Source organism: Caulobacter sp. SSI4214 (assembly GCF_012184455.1).
Taxonomy (GTDB): Bacteria; Pseudomonadota; Alphaproteobacteria; order Caulobacterales; family Caulobacteraceae; genus Caulobacter; species Caulobacter vibrioides_E.
Genome location: NZ_SZWJ01000045.1, coordinates 1 through 20,485 on the forward strand (window position 1 = coordinate 1; position 20,485 = coordinate 20,485).

A 20,485-nucleotide genomic window follows, 5' to 3' on the forward strand; every position below is an offset into this window, starting at 1 on the left:
AGCTAGAGCGTGATAGCCGAAAGTGTGAGCGGTTTCGGCGGTTATCACGCTCTAAATGTTTGATTTAGAGCCTTTTTTCCGCCCGAATGATTCCATTCGAGCGGATAAGGCTCTAGGCTCGCCGCATGAAACGCTCGATCCTCGCGCTTCTGGCGCTCGCCCTTTTGCTCCCTGTCTCGACCCGCGCCGCCGATTGGCCGACCAAAGAGGGCGACTTCATCGCCCGCGACGTCACCTTCAAGTCGGGCGAGACGCTGGCGGAGGTCCGGTTGCACTACACGACGCTGGGCACGCCGCACCGCGACGCCAAGGGGCGGATCGACAACGCGGTCATGGTGCTGCATGGCACGGGCGGCTCGGGCAAGAACTTCCTGGTTCCGGTGTTCGCCGACGAACTCTACGGCCCGGGCCAGCCGCTGGACATCGGCAAGACCTTCGTGATCCTGCCCGACAACATAGGCCACGGAGGCTCGTCCAAGCCCAGCGACGGCCTGCGGATGGCGTTTCCGCACTACGACTACGACGACATGGTCGCCTTGCAGCACAGATTGCTGGTCGAGGGCCTGGGCGTAACGCGGCTGAAGCTGATCCTGGGTACGTCCATGGGCTGCATGCACGCCTTTGTCTGGGGCGAGACCTATCCAGGATTCGCTGAGCGCCTGGCGCCGTTCGCCTGCAACACGGTCGCCCTGGCCGGCCGCAATCGCATGTGGCGCAAGATGGCCATCGACGCGATCAAGGCCGACCCCGCCTGGATGAACGGGAACTACACGACCCAGCCGATCGCGGGCATCCGCGCCGCCGCCGACCTGCAGATCATCGCCGGCGCCAATCCGATCGCGCTTCAGGCCCAGTATCCGACCCGCGAAGCGGCCGACAAGGTGCTGGAGCAGTCCTTCGCGCGCATGACCAGCGCCTACGAGGCCAATGACGCGCTCTACTACCTGGACGCCTCGCGCGACTATGACCCGTCGCCGGGGCTGGAGAAGATCACCGTGCCGGTGCTCTGGGTGAACTCGGCCGATGACTTCATCAATCCGCCCGAGTTGGGCCTTGCCGAGCGCATGGTCAAACGGATGCCGATGGCGCGCTTCGTGCTGATCCCAGCCTCGGTCGAAACCCGTGGCCACGGCACGCACACCTCGGCCCGGTTCTGGAAGACGGATTTGGCGAAGCTGCTTTCGCAATAGGCGCATATCGGCCTGTCGAACGCGGACGGTTCTCAAGCGGCGCCGGACATGCCTCTATGCCGTTCAGGCAAAAGGGGGAGGCCTTGATGCGGCCATCGACGAAATTTCTGACCGCCTTCGCTCTGGCGGCGGCGCTGCCGGCGGCGGCGCGGGCGCAAACGCCGGCTCCGCTTCGCCCGGACCAGACCGCGTTTCGCGCGCTCTATCAGGAGCTGGTCGAGACCGACACCAGCGCCACGACGGGCAGCTGCACGGCCTTGGCGGACAAGATCGAGGCGCGCCTGCGCCAGGCCGGCTATGGCGACGGCCAGATCACGCGCTTCGCCGACCCGAACTACCCCAAGGAGGGCGGCATCGTCGCCGTCCTGCCCGGAACCTCCAAGACGCTGAAGCCGCTGCTGCTTCTGGGCCATCTCGACGTGGTCGTGGCCAAGCGCGAGGACTGGACCCGCGACCCGTACAAGCTGGTCGAGGAGAACGGCTACTTCTATGGCCGGGGTACGGCGGACATGAAGGCCATGGACGCCATCTGGATCGACGCCATGACGCGCTTCAAGGCCCAGGGCTATCGCCCCAAGCGCGCGATCAAGCTGGCCCTGACCTGCGGCGAGGAAGGCGGCTCGCCGTTCAACGGAGCCGAATGGCTGACCAAGAACCGGCCCGATCTGGTCGCCGCGGAATTCGCGCTGAACGAGGGCGGCGGCGGGCGCACCGACGGTAAGGGCAAGGTCGTGACCGCCAGTATGCATGTCGGCGAAAAGGCGGTGGCGCAGTTCCGGGTCGAGACGACCAATCCGGGCGGCCATAGCTCGGTTCCGGTTCGCGACAACGCCATCTACGAGCTGGCCGACGCGCTGACGCGGATCCGGGATCTTGAATTTCCGCTGCGGATGAGCCCGACGACCCAGGCCTTCTTCGCCCGCGCCGGCGCCGCGCGGGGCGACGACCTGGGCAAGGCGATGGTGGCGCTATCGAAGGACCCGACCGACAAGGCGGCCGAGGCCATCGTCAACACCGATCGCAGCTACCACTCGATGCTGCGCACCACCTGCGTCGCCACGACGCTGACCGGGGGCCACGCCGACAACGCCCTGCCCCAGCGGGCCAGCGCCAACATCAACTGCCGGGTCTTCCCCGGCGAGACCGTCGAAAGCGTCCGCGCGGCGCTGGCGGCGGCGATCAACGATCCCAAGGTCACGGTCACGACCCGGCCGATGCGCGGGCCGCTGGCCCAACCGCCGCCGCTGGATCCCAAGGTGATCGGCCCGGCGGAAAAGCTGGTCGCCAAGTACTATCCGGGCGCGCCGCTGGTTCCCACCATGTCGACCGGCGCGACCGACGGCATCTTCCTCGAGGCGATCGGCATCCCGTCCTACGGCCCGCCGGGGACGTTCAGCGACCCGGACGGCAACGGCACGCACGGCCTCAATGAGCGCCTGGCGGTTCGGGCGCTATACACGGGCCGCGAGCTGCTGACTGAGCTGGTGAAGATCTACGCCGACGCCGACTGAAGGCGTCGGCTGACTTAGGGCGGCAAGGCCCTGGCCTCTAGAGACTGTCTACGAAGCCGGCCAGTGGCTTAGCAGGGTCTGAGCATCGAAATAGTCACGCCAGGAGCGGATCTTCCCATCGGAGACTTCGAACACGCCCGCGACCGGAAGCTCGACCCAGCCGCTGGCCAGGCGGTGGCGATCCAGCCGCTCCAGAAAGACCAGGCCCCCGGCGGTCGCTTCACGCAGGACCAGGAATTGGTTTTCCAGCGTGGGCGCGAAGAACGGCTCCAGGACCGCGCGAACGCCCTCGGGACCGCGCACTGTCCCGATGGGCGGCGGGTTCGTGTACTCGCAACGGGGGTCGAGGTAGGGCTGGGCCTCATCGTAGGCCAGCCGCTCCATCGCCTTGAGGAAGGCGTGGACGACCTCGGAAGGTGATTGGGCCGGGTTGGGCATGTCGGGGGTCTCTTGGCTCGCGACGTATGGCGGGATCAGGTCGTGGCGGCGCGGACTTGACGTCGCTGCTCCAGGTAGAGGCATCGGGCGGCCATGACGTAGAGACCGATGCTTCCGCTGGCCGCCACGAAGGCCAGCCAGGGCAGGGGATGCATTCCCACGGCCCGAGCGCGGGGGAAAAGCAGCACGGCGGCGAGGCCCGCCGCCATCAGCAGGTCGAACCAGATCTGATTGCCCCAGGCGTTTCGCGTGTGCTCCGCCCACACGGCCGCGAAGCCTTCACGCGCGATGGTCGCCAGAGACCATGCGGTGAGAAGGCCAGCCAGAACGGCCGGTCCGATCCAAGATCCACGCAAGGGCGGACGGCCGGCGGCGTGCGTCGCCCCGAGGAAGACGAAGCCCAGGGCTGCGAACCAGGGCATAACCTCGTAGAGAGAAGGCGTCATGGGGACTCCTGTAGCGGTCGCTACAGATTAGCGTATGTAGCGATCGCTACAAGAGGTGATCGATGGCGATCCGAGAGGAACAGCGCGAACGCGTGCTCGAGGCCTTGATGGCCCACCTTTTGGGGACGGGCTTGTCCCAGACCAGCCTGCGCCAGCTCGCCGCGGCCGCGGGCGTCAGCGACCGCATGTTGCTCTACTATTTCGCCGACAAGGCGGAAGTGATGACCGAGGTGATGCGACGCCTGGCCTTCGACATGGCCCAGCGGCTGAGCCTGGCTGTTCCCGAAGGCGCGGCCATGAAACCGGCGGCGCTGATGGCGCTGGCGGGGCGCTTCGTCCTCGATCAGGATTTTCTGCCCTATATGCGCCTCTGGCTGGAAGTGATCGGCGCGGCGGCGCGCGACGAAGCCCCTTTCGGGGACATCGCGAAACAGGTGACGCAGGCCTTTCTCGACTGGATCGAACACCGCATCGACGCTCCGTCGGGCCCTGCCCGCGAAGGGATGGCGGCAATGATCCTAGCGCTCGTCGATGGTCTCGTGCTGGTCGAGGTCGGAGCCGGCCACGACCAGGCTTGCCAGGCGGTAGAGACCCTGGAGGCCCTGGCCGAGCTTGGATGACCGATATCCTAGAGCCTTATCCGCTCGAATGGAATCATTCGAGCGGATAAGGCTCTAAATCAAACATTTAGAGCGTGATAACCGCCGAAACCGCTTACACTTTCGGCTATCACGCTCTAGGCGGTCCCGGCCACGATGGCGGGGCGGGAATGTTTTCTTTCAGGCCTTCTTCAGCCAGCGCGCGCGCAGCTTGGCCACATTGGGCGGATCGGCGCGGAAGTCGCTGGCCAGCCCCAGGCGGGCGTTGCACGAGGGGCAGCGGACCGAGTCCTCGTCGGCCAGCTCGGCCGGCGGGTCGAAGCGCGTGCCGCACGGCTTGCACTTCCAGTCGCCGGTGGGCGCGGGCGGCGGAGGCGGCGGCGGTGGCGCGGCCTGAGGCGTGAACACGGTCGTGCGAGCCGACGGCTTGACCATGCGCTCAAGCGGCGGCGGCCCGCCGGGGGCGGCGACCGGGCTCTTGAGGCTCAGGGTCTTGCGGCGCGGGGGCTCGCTTTCGCTCATGACATCGCTGGCGGCTGTGGAAGGACCCGGGCTTGCTGCATGAAAGCGGCCCGAAACACAAGCCTTATAGGACTTACCAGCGCGGCTTCAAACTGAAGGACAGAGCCACGACGTCGTCCTTCTGGGTGGCCAAACCCATGATGCCGTCCTTGGCGCGGATCTCGCGATGGATATAGCCCAGCGACGCCTGCATGGGTCCGCGCCGCCAGGCAACGCCGGCCTGGCTGTCGCCGATCAGGCGGCTGGCGGCGTCCTGGGTCAAGCCGGCCCGGCTCCAGTCGCCGTTCTGGCCGCGCAGCATGTTGAAGCCGACCGCGCGCCCGCTGGCGGCGGCGTAGATGTACCAGCGCCCCCGGTCGCCGAAGGTCGCGTCGCCGTCGTGCAGGCCCAAGGCATCCTGGACCTGCCCCTTCATCGCCTTGCCCAGGCGCACCGTGGCGCCGGCCTCCGCCGAGCCGCCGCTGCCGCCGAAGCCCACGCCGGCGTGCGGGGTGACGTCCAGGGCGTACTTGCCGTCGCCAAATTGCATCGCCGCCGGCCAGCCGCGCGTGACGGTGACGTCGACATCGCGCGCCTCGTAGGCCTCGGCGCCGGGGCGAACCAGGACCAGGGGCGCAACGGCCGCCACGCGGGCCACGCCGCCGACCGAGACGCGCACCGAGTCTATCGGCCCGCCGGGTTCGGCCTGGTGTGTGAAGGCGTTCGAGCGCCAGCTCACCGGCCCGACGCCCGCGTAATAGCGGTCGCCGTCCAGAAGGCGGGCGTCGCCCGCCGTTCCAGCGGGAGAAAGGGCGAAGCCGCCCTCCAGCCTGGCCTCGGACGCGGCGGGATCCAGCGCCGCGAAGCCCGCCCCGCTAGCGGGCGGGATGATCGTACGATCCGCCTCGGGTTTGACGACGAAGGACATCTTGGCGGCGGCCGACTGCCCGGCATGGGCCAAGGTCGCGTGGACGCTGATGGCCGCGATCACGGCCATGGCGCAAAAGACGGTTCGCTCCCCAGCGGTCCGCATCGCGGAATCCCCATCCCAATGGACACTCAGCCTACGCGCTTCGCAGCGTCTGTCCATCGCGACGGAAGCGCACAGGATGAACCGCGATCATCGACCAAGGTTCCGCCTTATTTCGGAGCCGCCCGCCCAAACGCGCGACGGCGGCGCGATCGCCCGCGCCGCCGTCCTATGTCCTTCTGAATGCCTGTTTGAAGGGCCGCCGGCCTACTGGCAGGCCAGGCATTCCTCGTAGTCGGTCTTGGCCGGAGCGTCGAAGCCGCCCGCCGCCTCGCCCTTGCCCTCGGCGCCGGCGTAGGCCGCGCGTTGCACCGACTTGGAGCGCAGGTAGTACAGGCTCTTCACGCCGCGCTCCCAGGCCGACCAGTGCAGCATGTGGAGGTCCCACTTGTCGACGTCGCCCGGCAGGAAGACGTTGACCGACTGGCTCTGGCAGATTTCCGGCGTGCGGTCGGCGGCCAGTTCGATCACCCAGCGCTGGTCCAGCTCGAAGGCGGTCTTGTAGACGTCCTTGTCGTCCTGGCTCAGGAAGTCCAGGTGCTGGACCGAACCCTCGTGCTCCAGGATCGAGCCCCACACCGCGTCGGTGTTATGGCCCTTCTCCTCGAGCAGCTTCTCCAGATAGGGGTTCTTGACCGCGAAGGAGCCCGACAGGGTCTTGTGAGTGTAGATGTTGGCCGGGATCGGCTCGATGCCCGCCGACGTGCCGCCGCAGATGATCGAGATCGAGGCGGTCGGGGCGATGGCCAGCTTGTGCGAGAAGCGTTCCATGGAGCCGCGGTCGGCGGCGTCGGGGCACGGGCCCTTCTCTTCGCCCAGCTTGATCGAGGCCTTGTCGGCCTCGCGGCGCAGGTGCTTGAACATCCGCATGTTCCAGCTCTTGGCCAGGGCGCTCTCGAACGGCACGTTCTGGCTTTGCAGGAAGCTGTGGAAGCCCATCAGGCCCAGGCCCACCGAACGCTCGCGCATGGCGGCGTAGGCGGCCGTCGAGGCCGCGTCGGGGGCGCGATCGATGAAGTCCTGCAGAACGTTGTCGAGGAAGCGCATGACGTCCTCAATGAACAGCGGATGGTCGCGCCATTCCAGGAAGGTTTCGGCGTTGACCGACGACAGGCAGCAGACGGCGGTGCGCTCGTTGCCCAGATGGTCCGTGCCGGTGTGCAGCATGATCTCGCTGCACAGGTTCGACTGCCGCACCTTCAGGCCCAGCTCCCGCTGGTGCTGGGGCATGGCGCGGTTCACGCTGTCCGAGAAGATCAGATAGGGCTCGCCGGTCTGCAGGCGCAGCTCCAGCACCTTCTGCCACAAGGCGCGGGCGTCGACCTCGCGCAGCACTTCGCCGGTCTTGGGCGAGCGCAGGCCGAACTTCTTGCCGTCGCGCACGGCGAACATGAATTCGTCCGTGATGTTGATGCCGTGGTGCAGGTTCAGGGACTTGCGGTTGAAGTCGCCCGACGGCTTGCGGATTTCGAGGAACTCCTCGATCTCCGGGTGGTGGATGTCGAGATAGACGGCGGCCGAGCCGCGGCGCAGCGAGCCTTGGCTGATCGCCAGGGTCAGCGAGTCCATCACGCGGATGAAGGGGATGATGCCCGAGGTCTGGCCCTGGCCCTTGACCTTCTCGCCGATCGAGCGGACGCCGCCCCAGTAGGTGCCGATGCCGCCGCCATTGGCCGCCAGCCAGACGTTCTCGTTCCAGACGCCGAGGATGCCGTCCAGGCTGTCGTTCACGGCGTTCAGGAAGCAGCTGATCGGCAGGCCGCGATCGGCGCCGCCATTCGACAGCACCGGCGTGGCCGGCATGAACCACAGGCGGCTCATATAGTCGTAGACGCGCTGGGCGTGGTCGGCGTCGTCGGCGAAGGCCGTGGCGACGCGCGCGAACATGTCCTGATAGCTTTCGCCCGGCAGGAGATAGCGGTCTTCCAGCGTGGTCTTGCCGAAATCGGTCAGCAAGGCGTCGCGCGACCGGTCGACCTCGACCTTGCGCACCAGCGCCAGCTGGGGTCGTTGCGACGGCTTGATCGCCGTCAGCCGGGCTTCGTTCCGAACGCTCGTCTTCACCGCTTCACTGCCGTTCATGACCGAATCCATTGCTCAATCAGCGTGTTCCGGAGAAGGGAAACACCCCGGCCAGCCGCTACATGTTGTGGCTGAGGAGCCCCCTCAACCCACATATGGGGCCATAGTGGTGAATGACTCGTCAACGCCTCGCGGGCGAGTTTTTCGTTAACAAACTGTGCACGCCGCGAACTTGTGAGGCAGGATCAACGGGTTGCGCCAGCGAACTTTTTTCAGGCGCGACAGGAGGCCGCAAGCGGCTCCCAGACATCCGCCCCCGGACAACGTCGTTCGCTAACAGACGGACCACAAGGGATAGGGGCGCGCGGTGGACAGGACCGCGTCAACGGAGGCCCAGGGAGGCCTCGGCGAAAGCCTCGCCGCCCGGCCTTTGGGGGCAAGATCGGCGCGCCCGCGAAACGCCAAAGCGCCGCCCAAAGAGAAAGGGCCCGGCGTTTCCGCCGGGCCCTCCCCGTAGCAATGTGATTCGATCTTAGAAGTTGATCGAGATCGTGGAACGGCGGTTCAGCGGTTCCTTCACGCCATCGCCGGTGGCGACGGCCGGTTGGCTCTTGCCCTTCCAGTCCACGCCGAGCACGGACTGCGGCACGCCTTGCGACACCAGAGCGTCGGCGACGGCCTTGGCGCGGCGTTCCGACAGCTTGATGTTGTACTTCACCGAACCCGAGGTGTCGGTGTGACCGACGACCACGATCTTCGTGGCGTGACCGGCGTTGGCGTACTTAGCCGCTTCCGTGACCACCGATTGCGCGTCCGCCGTCAGGACCGATTGGTCGAACGGGAAGTACACAATGAACTCGCGAGCCTCGTACTGCGGCGGCGGGGGCGGCGGCGACGCGAACGAGTAGCGCAGACCCACGGTCAGCGACTGGTCCTTGTACTCGCCGGTGAACGCGCCCGGCGCCAAGGCGCCCGAACCCGTCGTCTGCCAAGAGTGATCAGCACCGCTGATATAGCGGTAGGTGAAGTCAATCTTCAGCTTGTCCGAAGCCTTGATCGAAGCGCCGGCGATGGCTTGGTAGGCCACGGCCATGTCGTTGTCGTCGACCGACAGGTTTTGGATCGCGGCGTTCGTCGCGGAAATAGCGCCGACGTTGCTGAACTGGCCCAGGGCCTTGACGTCCAGACGGTTGATGCCGACGCCGACGCCGACGAACGGGTTGATCCACGAATTCGGGGCGAAGTCGTAAAGGACGTTCGCCATCAGGGTCCAGGACTCGATCGAGCCGTCCGGAGCGCCGCAGACGGCGGAAGCGGCCGTGCGCGTCACGCCGGGGGTGCAGAGACCAACCGGGGTGCGCACGCCCGGACCGTGAACGGCCTTCAGGTCGCCGGGGCGGTAGCCGCCTTCGACTTCAGCGCGCCAGTGCGGGTCGAACTGGTAGCCCAGACGGACGAAGCCCGCCCAGTCGTCCTTAGACTTCCAAGCCCAGTGATAATGATCGCCGTCCGGCGCATTCACTTCCGACTCGGACTTGATGGCTTGCGGCCAGTGATAGCCAAGATCGACCGCGCCGTACCAGCCGGTCTCTTGGGCCGAAACGCCCGACGCGGCGAACACCGCGGCCAGAGCAGCTCCCGCCAGGAGGTTGAGTTTCATCGTTGAAGAGCCCTCTATTGCCCTGCCCAGGCCGGATACCGACCGAGCATCGTTATACCAAGGCGAACGCCACGGGAAAGTGTCAGCAAAGACACACTCGTCAGGTTTCGCCCCTTCGCTATTGCTCAGGAAAGCTAAACAAGACCGCCCCTCAGAATCAACATCCGAGCGTGTCCGCCAACATCCGCTTATGGGAAGCGTCAGCGTCTTTGCGTTCGCACGTGAATAGGTCCGGCGCAAGGGCTTGAGCCGAGGAAAAGGCCCGACAAGCGGCGACAGTCGCCAAAAATCCCCACCTTGAGCGCCCTAAATCCAAGTCCAGACAGGATATCGGTCAGTCCAGGGTCGTTCTGTAGCGCGCCATCGCCAACGCGGAGATCACCAGGACGAACAGTCCGAGCGCGGAAAGACTTGACCATAGCTGAGCCACGTCCAGCCCCTTGAGCAGGGCGCCGCGCACCACCCGAAGAAAATGCGTCACCGGAATCACGTCGCCCAGGGCCTGAGCCCAGCCCGGCATCCCTCGGAACGGGAACATGAAGCCCGAGAGCAGCATCGACGGCATCATGTAGAAGAACGACATCTGCATCGCCTGCAGCTGGGTGCGGGCCAGGGTCGAGATCAGAAAGCCCAGGGCCAGCGAGCCGACGATGAACAGCATGACGCCCAGCGAGAGGGCGACCCAGCCGCCGGCCATCGGGACCTGGAACAGCGCGCGGGCCAGCACCAGGATCACCGCCGTCTGGATCAGCCCGACCGCCACATACGGCGCCAGCTTGCCGATCATCACCTCGATCGGCCGCGCCGGCGTGGCCAGCAGGCTCTCCATCGTGCCGCGCTCGTACTCTCGCGTGACGCCCAAGGCCGTCATCATCACCAGAGTCATCGACAGGATCACGCCCAGCAGGCCCGGCACGATGTTGTAGGCGGTGATGGCCTCGGGATTGTAGCGGCGGTGGATCACCACCGCGAACGGCGCGCTCGCCGACGCGCCCTGACCCCGCTGAGCGACAGCGCCGACCAGATCGCGCGACAGGGCCGTGGTCGGCAGGCTGGACAGCGCCGCGATCGCCCCGCCGGTGGCGGCGGGGTCCGAGGCGTCGGCCTCGACCAGGATCTGGGCGTCATCGCCGCGCGCCACGCGCCGCGTGAAGTCGGCCGGAATGGTCAGGGCGAACTGGACCTCGCCGCGCGCCACGGCCTCGTCCAGCTCGCCGGGCGAGGACGCGGCGCGGACGATCTTGAAATAGCCGGTGTTGACCAGGGCCGACAGGGTCGAACGCGCCATCGGTCCCTGGTCCTGGACCAGAACCGCGGTCGGCAGGTCGCGGGGATCGTTGTTGATCGCATAGCCGAACAGCAGCAGCTGCACGATCGGCATCACCAGGATCATGGCGTAGGTCAGCCGGTCGCGGGTGAGCTGGATGAACTCCTTGATCAGCACGGCCAGGATGCGCGCGCCGGAAAGACCTCCGGAGGCCCGGCCGCGATCCGCCGCCCCGCTCATTGGAAATTGTCCGACGACTGGCTCATCAGCCGGATGAACACGTCCTCGAGCGTCGGCGCGACCTCGGTCCAGCTCAGGGGCGGCCGGCGATAGGGCGCGATAGCCGCCTCCAGCGCCGCGCGGTCGACGCCGCTGACATGCAGGGCCGCGCCGAACGGGGCGGCCATGATCACCCCCGGCTTGGCCGCCAGCTCGTCGGCCAGACGGTCGGCGCCGGCCCCTTCGGCGCGGAAGGTGATCAGGCCCGAGTCGGCGATCACCGCCCCGGCCGTCCCGCGCGCCATCAGCTTGCCATAGGCGATATAGGCGATGTCGTGGCAGCGCTCGGCCTCGTCCATGTAGTGGGTCGAGACCATCACGGTCAGGCCGCCCGCCGACAGGGCGTGGATCTCGTCCCAGAACTCGCGGCGAGCCTTGGGATCGACGCCGGCCGTCGGCTCGTCCAGCAGCAGCAGCTTGGGCTCGTGCATCACGCTGGCGGCCAGGGCCAGGCGCTGCTTCCAGCCGCCCGACAACGACCCGGCCAGCTGTTTGCGCCGGGCGCTCAGGCCCAGGCGGTCCAGGCTTTCCTGGATCCGCTCGCGCCGCCGGTCCAGTTCGTGCACCCGCGCGACGAACGCCAGGTTCTCCTCGATCGACAGGTCCTCGTAGAGCGAGAACTTCTGGGTCATGTAGCCGGTCTGGCGCTTGACCGCCTCGGCGTCGCGCCGGAAATCCAGGCCCAGCACCCGCCCCTCGCCGCTGTCGGGCGTGAGCAGGCCGCACAGCATCCGCAAGGTCGTGGTCTTGCCCGAGCCGTTAGGCCCCAGGAAGCCGGTGATCCGCCCCCGGCCGACCTGGATCGAGACGTCGCGCACCACGTGGCGCGGGCCGAAACTCTTGTTCAGCCCCCGGACGTCGACCGCCAGATCGATCACCGCTCGCCCCCCAGCGGGACCACGTCGACCGGCTGGCCCGGGGCGAGCGCCGGCCCGGCGTCGGGCCGAGCCTCGACCAGGAACACCAGGCGCTGGCGGGCCTCGCGGCTGTAGATCACCGGCGGGGTGAACTCCGACCGGGGACTGACATAGTTGATCACCGCCGAGCGCTCGGGTCCGCAGCCGTCGCAGCTGAAGCGCACCGTCGTTCCGGGCGCGTAGCGGGCGACGTCGCGCTCGGGAACGAAGAAGCGCAGACGCACGCGGGCGTCGGACAGCAGGGCGACGATCGGCTGGTTGGCCGCCGTCCATTCGCCGGGCTGATAGAAGACGTCCTGCACCCGGGCGGCGACCGGCGCGCTAGGGCTGATCTGATCCAGTCGGTTCTGCGCCGCCGCCAGGGCCTCCTTGGCCGAGGCGACGGCCGATTCCGCCGCGCGGACGGCGTCCGGGCGTTGGCCCAGCTGGCCAACGGTCTTGCGCCGCGCGACCTCGGCGGCGCTGGCGCGGGCGCTGTCGAGCGCGGCCCTGACCTGATCAAGCTTGGCCGGCGCGTAGATGCCCTTGCCCACCAGCGGCGCGACGCGGTCGTAGTCGGCCTGGGCCTGGCGGACCTGGGCCTCGGCGGCGGCTTTCTCGGCGTCATAGACAGCCAGTTCCTGCGGACGCTGCCCCTTGCGGGCGTCGTTCAGCTGCGCCGCCGCCAGCGCCACCTGGGCGGCGGCCTGGTCGCGCGCGGCGGTCGGCTGGGCCGCGTCCAGGGCGAACAGCGGCTGGCCGGCCTGGACGCGGTCGCCGCGCTGCACGGCCACGACGCTGACCAGCCCCGCGTTCGGCGCGCCGACATAAAGGGTCTCGCCCTCGACATAGCCGGACAGGCGCGGCGGCCGATGGGCGTCCGGGCCCAGCAGCCGCCAGCCCAGAAAGCCGGCGACGCCCAGCCCGACCACGGCGGCGGCGACGCGGACCGCGGGCTTCACGCCGAAGCCCCCGACTGGGCCGGCGCCAGACCGGCCAGAACGGTTTCGCCGTGCTGCGCGATCAGCGCCTTCAGATCCAGGTCCGGCGCGCCGACGGGGACGAAGGTCTCGCGCCAGACCACGCCCATCAGCAGCGGCCCCATCAGGCTGAATGCGTGCAAGCGCGGATCGCCTTGGCGCAGCTCGCCCCGCGCCTGGGCCCTGGACAGGGCGCCGCTCAGCGCCGACAGCGTCCGGCTGACCACCTCGTCATGCCAGACGCGGGCCAGTTCCGGGAAATTGCGCGACTCGCCGATGACCAGCTTGATCACCGCGCCCAGGCGGGTGGTTTCCGCCACCTCGCCGACACGGCCGAACATCAGCCGCATCATGTCCGCGAAGGGCAGGGTCGTCTGGGCCAGGATGGTCTCGGCCATGTCGAGATTGGGCGCCACCGACTCGCGCACCACCGCGCGGAAGATGTCCTCCTTGGTCTCGAAATAGAGATAGAGCGCGCCCTTGGAGATGCCGGCGCGGGCGGCGATCTCGTCCAGCTTGGCAGCCGCGAACCCCTTCTCGGCGAAGACATCGAGCGCGGCCCGCGTGATCTCGCCGGGTCGCGCCTCGCTGCGCCGCCGCCATTTGGGTTGTCCGGGCTGCATGGGCCGGCCTCGTCAATTAACTGACTGGCCGGTTATATACAGACGCGCCCGAGCGAACTCAAGCCTTGGCCGAGACCAGCCAGCAAGCCGAGTTCATGCGCGCCACGCCTTTCTCGATATAGGGCTCAAGCGCCCTGGCGACCGCCGCGCGGATCGGCTCCCGCGCCGCCTCGTCCAGGGCGCCAAGGATCGGGTTCAGCGGACCGATGCGCACGCTCATGGTCAGCAGTTCGTCGGCGCTGACCGGGGTCGGGTCGTCCAGAGCCTCGATGGCGACGTCGCGCCAGCCGCTTTCCGCCAGAACGCCCCGCACCCGATCCGGATCGGCGAAGCCAAAGCGGCCCGGCGCGTTCCGCTCGAAGGCCGGGAGCTCGGTCAGGAACGGCGCCGCGGCCCGCAACGGAACCTCCGAGATCGGATTGTCCTCCGGCCCCCGCCAGCAGGCGAAGGCCAGGCGACCGCCCGGCTTCAGCGCTCGCCGCAGATTGACAAAAGCCGCGACCGGATCGGGAAAGAACATGACCCCGAAGCGCGACACCAAGGCGTCGAAGCCGGGCGGGAAGGCCTCGGTCTGGGCGTCGGCCAGCTGGAACGTCACGCCCTCCAGCCCCGCCTCGCCCGCCCGTCTCCGAGCCAGCTCGACCAGCGGCGCCGAGATGTCGACGCCGACCGACCGCCCGCTGGGTCCCACCCGCCAGGCCGCCGCGAAGGTGGTCGCGCCGGCGCCGCAGCCGACGTCCAGCACGTGCTCGCCGTTCCGCAAGTCGGCGCGGTCGATCACCGCCTCGGCGATCGGCGCGAACAGCCGGTCCAGCAGTTCCTGCTGCTCGACCCAGACCCGGCCAGTCCGGTCCCAATAGGCGGACATGTCGCGGTTACCGGCCATGCTCTGCTCCTTCTTCGAAGCCCACCGACCTAGAGCATTTTCCGATAAGTGTGAAACGGTTATCGGATCGAAAAATGCTCTAAACTTTTGATTTAGAGCCCTTTTATCCGATCTGATTGGATCAATCAGATCGGATAAAAGGGCTCTAGAGACTCGCGTCGCGAAGTCGGCGACGGCGACCGCCCAGGGCGTCGGGGCGATTCAGCGCCTTGCGGTATTCGTCGCGGCGCTCGTGGATCGAGGCGATGACCAGGCCCATCGGCACGCCGATGTCGACCAGCGCCGCTTCCGACAGCTGTAGGCTGGCCTCGATGGTCTCGGGCACCGCGTCGGTGGCGCCCAGCTCGTAGAGCCGCGCGGCGTGGCGGGCGTCGCGGGCCCGCGCCACGATCGACACGTCCGGCCGCGCGGCTCGGGTCGCGGCGACCACCGCCTCGGCCGAGTCCGGGGAGTCCATGGTGACGATCACCGCCTTGGCGGTGGCCAGGCCGCAGCGCTCCAGCAGTTCCAGCCGCGAGGCGTCGCCGTAATAGATGCGTCCGCCCTCGCGCCGTCCCTGCTCCACCAGACGCGCGTCGCGCTCGACCGCCAGCCAGGGCAGGTCGTGGCGGCCCAGCATGTCGGACACCAGCCTGCCGACCCGGCCATAGCCGACGATCAGAACCTGGCCGGCGGGCTCATCGCCGACATGCTGGACCGGCGCGGAGCGGGGCGGCGCCTCGCTGGGCTGGGCGACGGGCGCGCGGCGTCCGACGCGGCCGCCCAGCGCGGCCAGGGCCGGGATCAGGAACATGGTCAGGGTCGCGGAGACCAGCACGGCGTGGCCGATGGCGGCCGGCACGACGCCCGCGCCCACGGCGTTGTCCAGCAGCACGAAAGCGAACTCGCCGCCCGCCGCCAGGATCAGGCCGGCCTCGATCGCCGCCCGGCGGTCCAGCCCCATGGCCAGGCCGGCGCCGAACACCACCGCCGCCTTGACGACCAGCAGGCCCGCCGCCGCGCCCAGGATCAGGGCCGGATGGGCGACCAGCAGCGAGAGGTCCAGCCGGATGCCCAGCGACACGAAGAACAGCGACAGCAGCAGGCCCTTGAACGGCTCGATCTTGACCTCGACCTCGCGGCGGTACTCGGTCTCGGCCAGCAGCACCCCGGCCACGAAGGCCCCCAGCGCCATCGACAGCCCCGACAGCGCGCTGACCAGCCCCGCCCCGATGATCACCAGCAGGCAGGCGGCCATGAACATTTCTTCGCTCTTGGCCTTGGCGACCGAGCGCATCATCGGCCGCAGCGCCAGGCGGCCGACCAGGACGATGACGCCCAGGCCAATGCCCGCCGGGACCAGCGAGATCAGGTCGCGCGGCTGGAAGCCGCCGTGGCCGCGCCCGAGGATCTCCAGGGTGATCAGGATCGGCGCCACGGCCAGGTCCTGGAACAGCAGCACCGAGAAGGTGGCGCGTCCGGCCTCGGAATGCAGGCGACGGCGCTCGGCCAGCACCGGCACGGCGATGGCGGTGGACGACAAGGTCAGGGCCGCGCCGATCGCCAGGGCGGCCATCGGCGCCTGGCCCAGCAACATGGCGGCCGCGCCCAGGGCCAACGAGCCGCCGACCACCTGGATCGCGCCCAGGCCGAACACCAGCTTGCGCATCAGGCGCAGCCGCTCCCACGACAGCTCCAGCCCGATCATGAACAGCAGGAAGACGACGCCGAACTCGGCCAGCTGGGCGATCTCGTCGGGCTTGTCGACGGTGACGTGGTTCAGCCAGGGCGCGACGGGGATGAACCGCCCCAGGCCAAAGGGCCCCAGGATTACCCCGGCCAGCAGATAGCCGAGGATCGGATTGATCCTCAGGCGCTTGAACAGCGGCGCGACGATGCCGGCGGTCGCCAGGAAAAGGACCAGGTCCTTGTAGCTCTCTGGGGATACCTCGTGCGCCACACGCCCTCCTTCGCGGAGGCCATCCTAAACCGCCGGGTCTGGATGGAACAATCCAAACCCGGCCGACAGGCTCTACTTTCGACTACGCCGCCAGCCTCTGGGTCTGCGGATCGCCGACCTTGAACTGGCTCATCAGCCGGGCGAGGTCGTCGGCCTCCTGGGCCAGGCCGTGGCTGGCGGCCGTGGACTGCTCGACCATGGCGGCGTTCTGCTGGGTGACCTGGTCCATCTGATTGACCGCGACATTGACCTCGCCCAGGCCGGTGGCCTGTTCGCGCGCAGAGGCGGCGATCTCGGCGACGATCTTGCTGACGTCGATGACCTTGGCGACGATGCTCCGCAGCGCCTCGCCGGTCTGGCCGACCAAATCGACGCCCAGCGTGACCTGATTGGTCGAGAGGGTGATCAGCGCCTTGATCTCCTTGGCGGCCTCGGCCGAGCGCTGAGCCAGGGCGCGGACTTCCTGGGCCACCACCGCGAACCCGCGACCGGCCTCGCCGGCGCGAGCCGCTTCGACGCCCGCGTTCAGGGCCAGAAGATTGGTCTGGAAGGCGATCTCGTCGATCACGCCGATGATCTGGCTGATCTGACGCGAGGAGCTTTCGATCTCGCTCATCGCCGCCACGGCCCGTTCGGCGACCTCGCCGCCGTTTTCAGCGTCGGTCTTGGCGCCGCCGACCGCCGAACGCGCGTTTCCCGCGCCCTCGGCGGTGCGATTGACGGTCGAGGTGATCTGCTCCAGCGCCGCGGCGGTCTCCTCGAGGCTGGCGGCCTGCCTTTCAGTGCGACGCGCCAGGTCGTCGGAGGCCACCGAGATCTCGCGCGCCCCGCCGCTCATCGTCATGACCGCGTGGCGCACGCCCGAGATGACCGTCTCCAGCTTGGCGATCGAGCTGTTGAAATCGTCCTTCAGCTGGACGCTCTTGGGCGCCAGGGTCTCGGTGATGCGGTGGGTCAGGTCGCCGTTCGACAGGGCGCGCAGGCCTTTGCCCAGCGCCTCGATCGCCGCGCGGTCCTCGGCCGCGTCCCGCGCCCGTTGAGCCTCGGTCTTGGCCCGCTCCGCCTCGGCCGACTCGCGCATGGCGCTGGTCTCGTTCTCCAGACGCACGGCCTTGAGGCTGTTTTCCTTGAAGGTCTCGAAGGCCCGCGACAACGAGCCCACCTCGTCGGCGCGATCACGGTCGGGCGTCTCGACCGCGTAGTCGCCATCGGCCAGACGCAGCATCGACTGGGTCATCCGGCCCACGGGCGCGGCGACCAGGGCGGTGAGCTGCCAGCCCATGCCCACGGCGATGACCAACAGACCTATCCCGCCGCCGATCAGCAAGGCCACCGACGAGAAGATCGCCTTTTCCTGTGCGGCTTCGCGAACGGCCATCCGCGCCTGCTCGATCTTACGAACGGCGGCGACGCCCTTGGTGATATGGGTGACGCGCGCCTTCTCGCCGGCGGCGATCAGGGTTTCGCGCCCCGAGTCCCGCAAGGCCGGATCCAGCGCCGCACGGGTGAGCGGCGCGCCATATTGAGCCAGCCAGACCTTGGAGTCGTCCTTTGCCTTGGCCAGGATGGCCTTCTCCTCGGCGGTCAGATCCGCCGCCTCGAGCGCGGCGATCGCCGCGTTGAACTGGTTCCAGCCCTCGACATAGGTGTCCATGTACTTCGGGCTTCCGGTCAGCAGCACGCCGCGCATCTGCGAATTGAAGCGCAGGACGCCCTTCTCGGCGGTCTGGGTCTGATCGATGATCGACTTGCTTTCTTCATTCAGCCGGATGGCCTCGCGCATTCCGGTCAGTTCAACGAAGACACTGACAATCATCGCGACCGCCGCGCCCAGCAGCAGGCCGAACGACAGCATGATCTTGTTGCGGATGGAGATGTTCTTCAGAAAAGACATCCGTGTACTCCCGAGCACGCCATGGCGTGGAACAACTGGCGCGCCTTCCGACGAGGAACCGAGGGGCGTCGGAAGGCGCGTCCCGCTCAAGCTTAGAATTCGATCTGCATCCGGGCCTGGACGACTGTGACGTCGGCGTCGTTCTCGACCGCGCCGACGCGACGGTTGTTGATCTTGGCCTTGGTCACGTTCGTCATCAGACGGACGTTGTTGTACGGGTACCAGTTCGCCCCCGCGGTCACGCCTTCGTAAGTCCCGGCCGTCGCCAGGCCGGGCTGGGCGGTCGAGGCGACGACGGTGTTGGCGCTCATCTTGCTCAGGTCGGCATAGTCGTAGCGCAGGGCCAGCTCATAGGCGCCCGGACCGCCCTTATCGATCGGGCGCAGCACCTTGATCTTCCCGAACTGTCCGGCGGCGCTGTAGGGGCGGACCTCCCCGGTCGGAAACCAGCTGGCGAACACATAGCCGGTCACGACATTGAAGTTGTCGCCGCCATTGGCGGCGCTGAGCGCCGTCGACACCCGGTCGACCCGGATCTGGGCCAGCTCGCCCTGCAGCGAGACGTTGCGATGGGCCCAAGCGGCTTCGCCAGACCAGGTGGTGTCGCTCTTGCCCACCGCGCCCGTCGAGAGATACACGCCGCCGGCGGCGTTCTGGGGCCGATAGGCCGTGTTGGCCGCCGCCGAATAGGTGAAGCCGGTCTCGCCGCCGGCGTCGCGATAGCGGACCGAGGCGCCCAGGTGGACGGTGTCGCTGGGCGTCATGACGGGCGCCCAGGTGGCGCGCGCCATGAAGCCCGACCGTTCGCGGGTGTTGTTGGCGTCATAGCCCCCGGTCGTCACGTCGGCCTTGTTGATCGAGTCGCCCTGCAGCGCGCCTCGCAACGACCAGTTCCGCCCCAGCTTTGTGACCTGCGCGGCCAGCACGAAGCCGCTGTCGGTCAGATCGCCGAACGGCCCGCGCTCCATGAAGGTGATGGTCTTGATCGAGGTCAGGTTCTCCAGACCGCCGACCTTCTGGTTGCCGACCGTCAGCAGCAGGCCGTCGCGCGTCTTGTACTCGATGACCGCGTCGTCCCAGGACCAGGCCGAACCGTTGGCCGCCCCGCCCTCGAGGCGATAGGCGAACGGGCCGATCATGCCCTCGGCGCCCAGGAAGAGCTGTCGGGCGCGATATTGCCGGGACTTGTAGGTCGGCGCGTTGTCCCGATCGACGCCGACGTCGACCGCGTCGATCAGCAGGCGTCCGCGCGGCTTGAACGTCAGGCCGCTGGCGTCGGTGAAGCGCGGCGAGCCTTCCCACTTGATCTGGGTGGCCGCGCCCGGATCGGCCGGCTTGGCGGCGACGGCGGTCTTAGCCGGCGCGGCGGCCGCGGCCGTGACCGAACCCTGGGGCGCCCCTTGAGCCTGGGCCAGGGCGTTGGCCTGGGCCTCCAGGGACCGCAGGCGCTCCTGCATCAGCTGGATCTGAGACCTCAGGTCGTCCAGCGTCACGGCGGGGGCGGGCGACGGCTCCGCCGCCGCGGCGGCGCCCGCGCACATCGAAACCGATAACACGGTTATAGAAAGTAATTTTCGCACGATGTTTGGAGAGCCCTGAATATTGGATAATTTTCACGCCATCCTATTCGGGCTGTCGGTTAATTTTGTAGTTAACCACGCGCTTTCTGCGACAAAATGTCCTAATTTCATTTGAAACTATTATTCATGACGACCGCGCCAGGCTCGAGCAAGCGATGGCGCGAACGGCCACACCGGCGCCGAAGGACGCGCCGAACGCGCCCCATGGTTTAGAATACCTTTATTTCACAATGAGATAAGATCGACCCCATCGGGCCGCGCGGCTCGCGCGCCGCCTTGGCCGATCATGAGTATTCGAATTTGGCGCGCGGGCGAGCGCGCTGGAAACGCGCGGGCTCCGCGTGAACGGGCAACCCTTCAAGCGCGAAGCGAACCGCCGAATATCCGGGATCCTTATCCGGCTTGGACGCTTCCACACAGGCCGCGAATCTTATCGCGGTCGGGCCAGGCGAACGCCCGCGCCCGCCTCGTCGGCGGCGATGAGTCGCACGCCGGCGGCCTCGATCGCCTCGATCAGCAGGCGCTCGGTGCTGTGGTGCAGGGCGTGGCGCTCGGTCTCGAAGTCCTTGACCGTGCTGCGCGACACGCCCGCCCGGTCGGCGAGCTCGCCCTGCGACCAGTTGATCAGGGCGCGGGCGGCGCGGCACTGCGCCGGAAGAAGGATTTTCGCGTGGGGCATCTGGCGAACCGGGGCGGTGTCGCCCATATTGGTTGAGTACGCCCGAAAAGAATGACCGTCAAGGA

The 20,485-nt window shown here is 67.9% G+C and carries 18 protein-coding genes; 3 read left to right on the forward strand and 15 right to left on the reverse strand.

Annotation, left to right across the window (positions count from 1 at the left end; translation table 11 throughout):
* Positions 1–125 precede the first annotated feature (125 nt).
* Positions 126–1,190 (forward strand): alpha/beta fold hydrolase, encoded by a 1,065-nt coding sequence (locus tag FCU40_RS13955; protein WP_168075677.1) that lies wholly within the window; start codon positions 126–128, stop codon positions 1,188–1,190.
* 86 nt (positions 1,191–1,276) lie between these two features.
* Positions 1,277–2,701 carry a M20/M25/M40 family metallo-hydrolase gene (locus tag FCU40_RS13960; protein WP_168075679.1) on the forward strand — a complete coding sequence of 475 codons (1,425 nt, stop codon included), beginning with the start codon at positions 1,277–1,279 and terminating at the stop codon, positions 2,699–2,701.
* Between the two features lie 48 nt (positions 2,702–2,749).
* Here the strand turns inward: FCU40_RS13960 and FCU40_RS13965 are convergent, their stop codons facing one another.
* Positions 2,750–3,139, reverse strand: a complete 390-nt coding sequence (locus FCU40_RS13965) for a limonene-1,2-epoxide hydrolase family protein (protein WP_168075681.1) — start codon at positions 3,137–3,139, stop codon at positions 2,750–2,752.
* A 35-nt stretch (positions 3,140–3,174) separates the two neighbouring features.
* On the reverse strand, positions 3,175–3,585 hold the full coding sequence (locus FCU40_RS13970; protein WP_168075683.1) for a hypothetical protein: 411 nt from the start codon (positions 3,583–3,585) through the stop codon (positions 3,175–3,177).
* A gap of 62 nt (positions 3,586–3,647) precedes the next feature.
* Here FCU40_RS13970 and FCU40_RS13975 point away from each other — a divergent pair, with 62 nt between their 5' ends.
* A complete protein-coding gene (locus FCU40_RS13975; protein ID WP_168075685.1) occupies positions 3,648–4,205 on the forward strand; it encodes a TetR/AcrR family transcriptional regulator in 558 nt (185 codons plus the stop codon).
* A 159-nt stretch (positions 4,206–4,364) separates the two neighbouring features.
* On the opposite strand, the gene FCU40_RS13980 is transcribed toward FCU40_RS13975, so the two are convergent.
* The 13 genes from FCU40_RS13980 to FCU40_RS14040 form a co-directional block, all read right to left on the reverse strand.
* Positions 4,365–4,706, reverse strand: a complete 342-nt coding sequence (locus FCU40_RS13980) for a hypothetical protein (RefSeq protein ID WP_004615796.1) — start codon at positions 4,704–4,706, stop codon at positions 4,365–4,367.
* A gap of 73 nt (positions 4,707–4,779) precedes the next feature.
* Positions 4,780–5,718: a lipid A-modifier LpxR family protein gene (locus FCU40_RS13985; protein WP_168075687.1), complete on the reverse strand. Its 939-nt coding sequence runs from the start codon at positions 5,716–5,718 to the stop codon at positions 4,780–4,782.
* Positions 5,719–5,922: 204 nt separating this feature from the next.
* The gene (locus FCU40_RS13990) at positions 5,923–7,809 is read right to left on the reverse strand and encodes a ribonucleoside-diphosphate reductase subunit alpha (RefSeq protein ID WP_168075689.1); all 1,887 of its coding nucleotides are present in this window, start codon (positions 7,807–7,809) and stop codon (positions 5,923–5,925) included.
* Between the two features lie 460 nt (positions 7,810–8,269).
* Positions 8,270–9,397, reverse strand: a complete 1,128-nt coding sequence (locus FCU40_RS13995) for an OmpA family protein (protein ID WP_168075691.1) — start codon at positions 9,395–9,397, stop codon at positions 8,270–8,272.
* A gap of 334 nt (positions 9,398–9,731) precedes the next feature.
* Positions 9,732–10,904, reverse strand: coding sequence for an ABC transporter permease (locus FCU40_RS14000; RefSeq protein ID WP_004615801.1), 1,173 nt, complete (start codon positions 10,902–10,904; stop codon positions 9,732–9,734).
* Entirely contained in the window at positions 10,901–11,821 is a 921-nt protein-coding gene (locus FCU40_RS14005; protein ID WP_004615802.1) for an ABC transporter ATP-binding protein, read from the reverse strand. Before FCU40_RS14005 ends, FCU40_RS14000 begins: the two co-directional genes overlap by 4 nt.
* Positions 11,818–12,801 carry an HlyD family efflux transporter periplasmic adaptor subunit gene (locus tag FCU40_RS14010; protein WP_168075693.1) on the reverse strand — a complete coding sequence of 328 codons (984 nt, stop codon included), beginning with the start codon at positions 12,799–12,801 and terminating at the stop codon, positions 11,818–11,820. The genes FCU40_RS14005 and FCU40_RS14010 overlap by 4 nt, the downstream gene beginning before the upstream one ends.
* Positions 12,798–13,442, reverse strand: coding sequence for a TetR/AcrR family transcriptional regulator (locus FCU40_RS14015; protein ID WP_168075695.1), 645 nt, complete (start codon positions 13,440–13,442; stop codon positions 12,798–12,800). The genes FCU40_RS14010 and FCU40_RS14015 overlap by 4 nt, the downstream gene beginning before the upstream one ends.
* Positions 13,443–13,500: 58 nt before the next feature.
* The gene (locus tag FCU40_RS14020) at positions 13,501–14,328 is read right to left on the reverse strand and encodes a methyltransferase domain-containing protein (protein ID WP_168075697.1); all 828 of its coding nucleotides are present in this window, start codon (positions 14,326–14,328) and stop codon (positions 13,501–13,503) included.
* Between the two features lie 145 nt (positions 14,329–14,473).
* On the reverse strand, positions 14,474–16,267 hold the full coding sequence (locus FCU40_RS14025; protein WP_004615806.1) for a cation:proton antiporter: 1,794 nt from the start codon (positions 16,265–16,267) through the stop codon (positions 14,474–14,476).
* Positions 16,268–16,349: 82 nt separating this feature from the next.
* Positions 16,350–18,161 carry a methyl-accepting chemotaxis protein gene (locus tag FCU40_RS14030; protein ID WP_168075699.1) on the reverse strand — a complete coding sequence of 604 codons (1,812 nt, stop codon included), beginning with the start codon at positions 18,159–18,161 and terminating at the stop codon, positions 16,350–16,352.
* 92 nt (positions 18,162–18,253) lie between these two features.
* Entirely contained in the window at positions 18,254–19,702 is a 1,449-nt protein-coding gene (locus FCU40_RS14035; RefSeq protein WP_168075701.1) for a porin, read from the reverse strand.
* Positions 19,703–20,171: 469 nt separating this feature from the next.
* Entirely contained in the window at positions 20,172–20,420 is a 249-nt protein-coding gene (locus FCU40_RS14040) for a helix-turn-helix transcriptional regulator (protein ID WP_168075721.1), read from the reverse strand.
* Positions 20,421–20,485 lie beyond the last annotated feature (65 nt).

Excerpts from the sequence above, each read along its gene's own strand:
- FCU40_RS13955 (WP_168075677.1), top strand. The coding sequence starts at position 126 with ATGAAACGCTCGATCCTCGCGCTTCTGGCGCTCGCCCTTTTGCTCCCT.
- FCU40_RS13960 (WP_168075679.1), top strand. The coding sequence starts at position 1,277 with ATGCGGCCATCGACGAAATTTCTGACCGCCTTCGCTCTGGCGGCGGCG.
- FCU40_RS13965 (WP_168075681.1), bottom strand. The coding sequence starts at position 3,139 with ATGCCCAACCCGGCCCAATCACCTTCCGAGGTCGTCCACGCCTTCCTC.
- FCU40_RS13970 (WP_168075683.1), bottom strand. The coding sequence starts at position 3,585 with ATGACGCCTTCTCTCTACGAGGTTATGCCCTGGTTCGCAGCCCTGGGC.
- FCU40_RS13975 (WP_168075685.1), top strand. The coding sequence starts at position 3,648 with ATGGCGATCCGAGAGGAACAGCGCGAACGCGTGCTCGAGGCCTTGATG.
- FCU40_RS13980 (WP_004615796.1), bottom strand. The coding sequence starts at position 4,706 with ATGAGCGAAAGCGAGCCCCCGCGCCGCAAGACCCTGAGCCTCAAGAGC.
- FCU40_RS13985 (WP_168075687.1), bottom strand. The coding sequence starts at position 5,718 with ATGCGGACCGCTGGGGAGCGAACCGTCTTTTGCGCCATGGCCGTGATC.
- FCU40_RS13990 (WP_168075689.1), bottom strand. The coding sequence starts at position 7,809 with ATGGATTCGGTCATGAACGGCAGTGAAGCGGTGAAGACGAGCGTTCGG.
- FCU40_RS13995 (WP_168075691.1), bottom strand. The coding sequence starts at position 9,397 with ATGAAACTCAACCTCCTGGCGGGAGCTGCTCTGGCCGCGGTGTTCGCC.
- FCU40_RS14000 (WP_004615801.1), bottom strand. The coding sequence starts at position 10,904 with ATGAGCGGGGCGGCGGATCGCGGCCGGGCCTCCGGAGGTCTTTCCGGC.
- FCU40_RS14015 (WP_168075695.1), bottom strand. The coding sequence starts at position 13,442 with ATGCAGCCCGGACAACCCAAATGGCGGCGGCGCAGCGAGGCGCGACCC.
- FCU40_RS14020 (WP_168075697.1), bottom strand. The coding sequence starts at position 14,328 with ATGGCCGGTAACCGCGACATGTCCGCCTATTGGGACCGGACTGGCCGG.
- FCU40_RS14030 (WP_168075699.1), bottom strand. The coding sequence starts at position 18,161 with ATGTCTTTTCTGAAGAACATCTCCATCCGCAACAAGATCATGCTGTCG.
- FCU40_RS14035 (WP_168075701.1), bottom strand. The coding sequence starts at position 19,702 with ATGTGCGCGGGCGCCGCCGCGGCGGCGGAGCCGTCGCCCGCCCCCGCC.
- FCU40_RS14040 (WP_168075721.1), bottom strand. The coding sequence starts at position 20,420 with ATGCCCCACGCGAAAATCCTTCTTCCGGCGCAGTGCCGCGCCGCCCGC.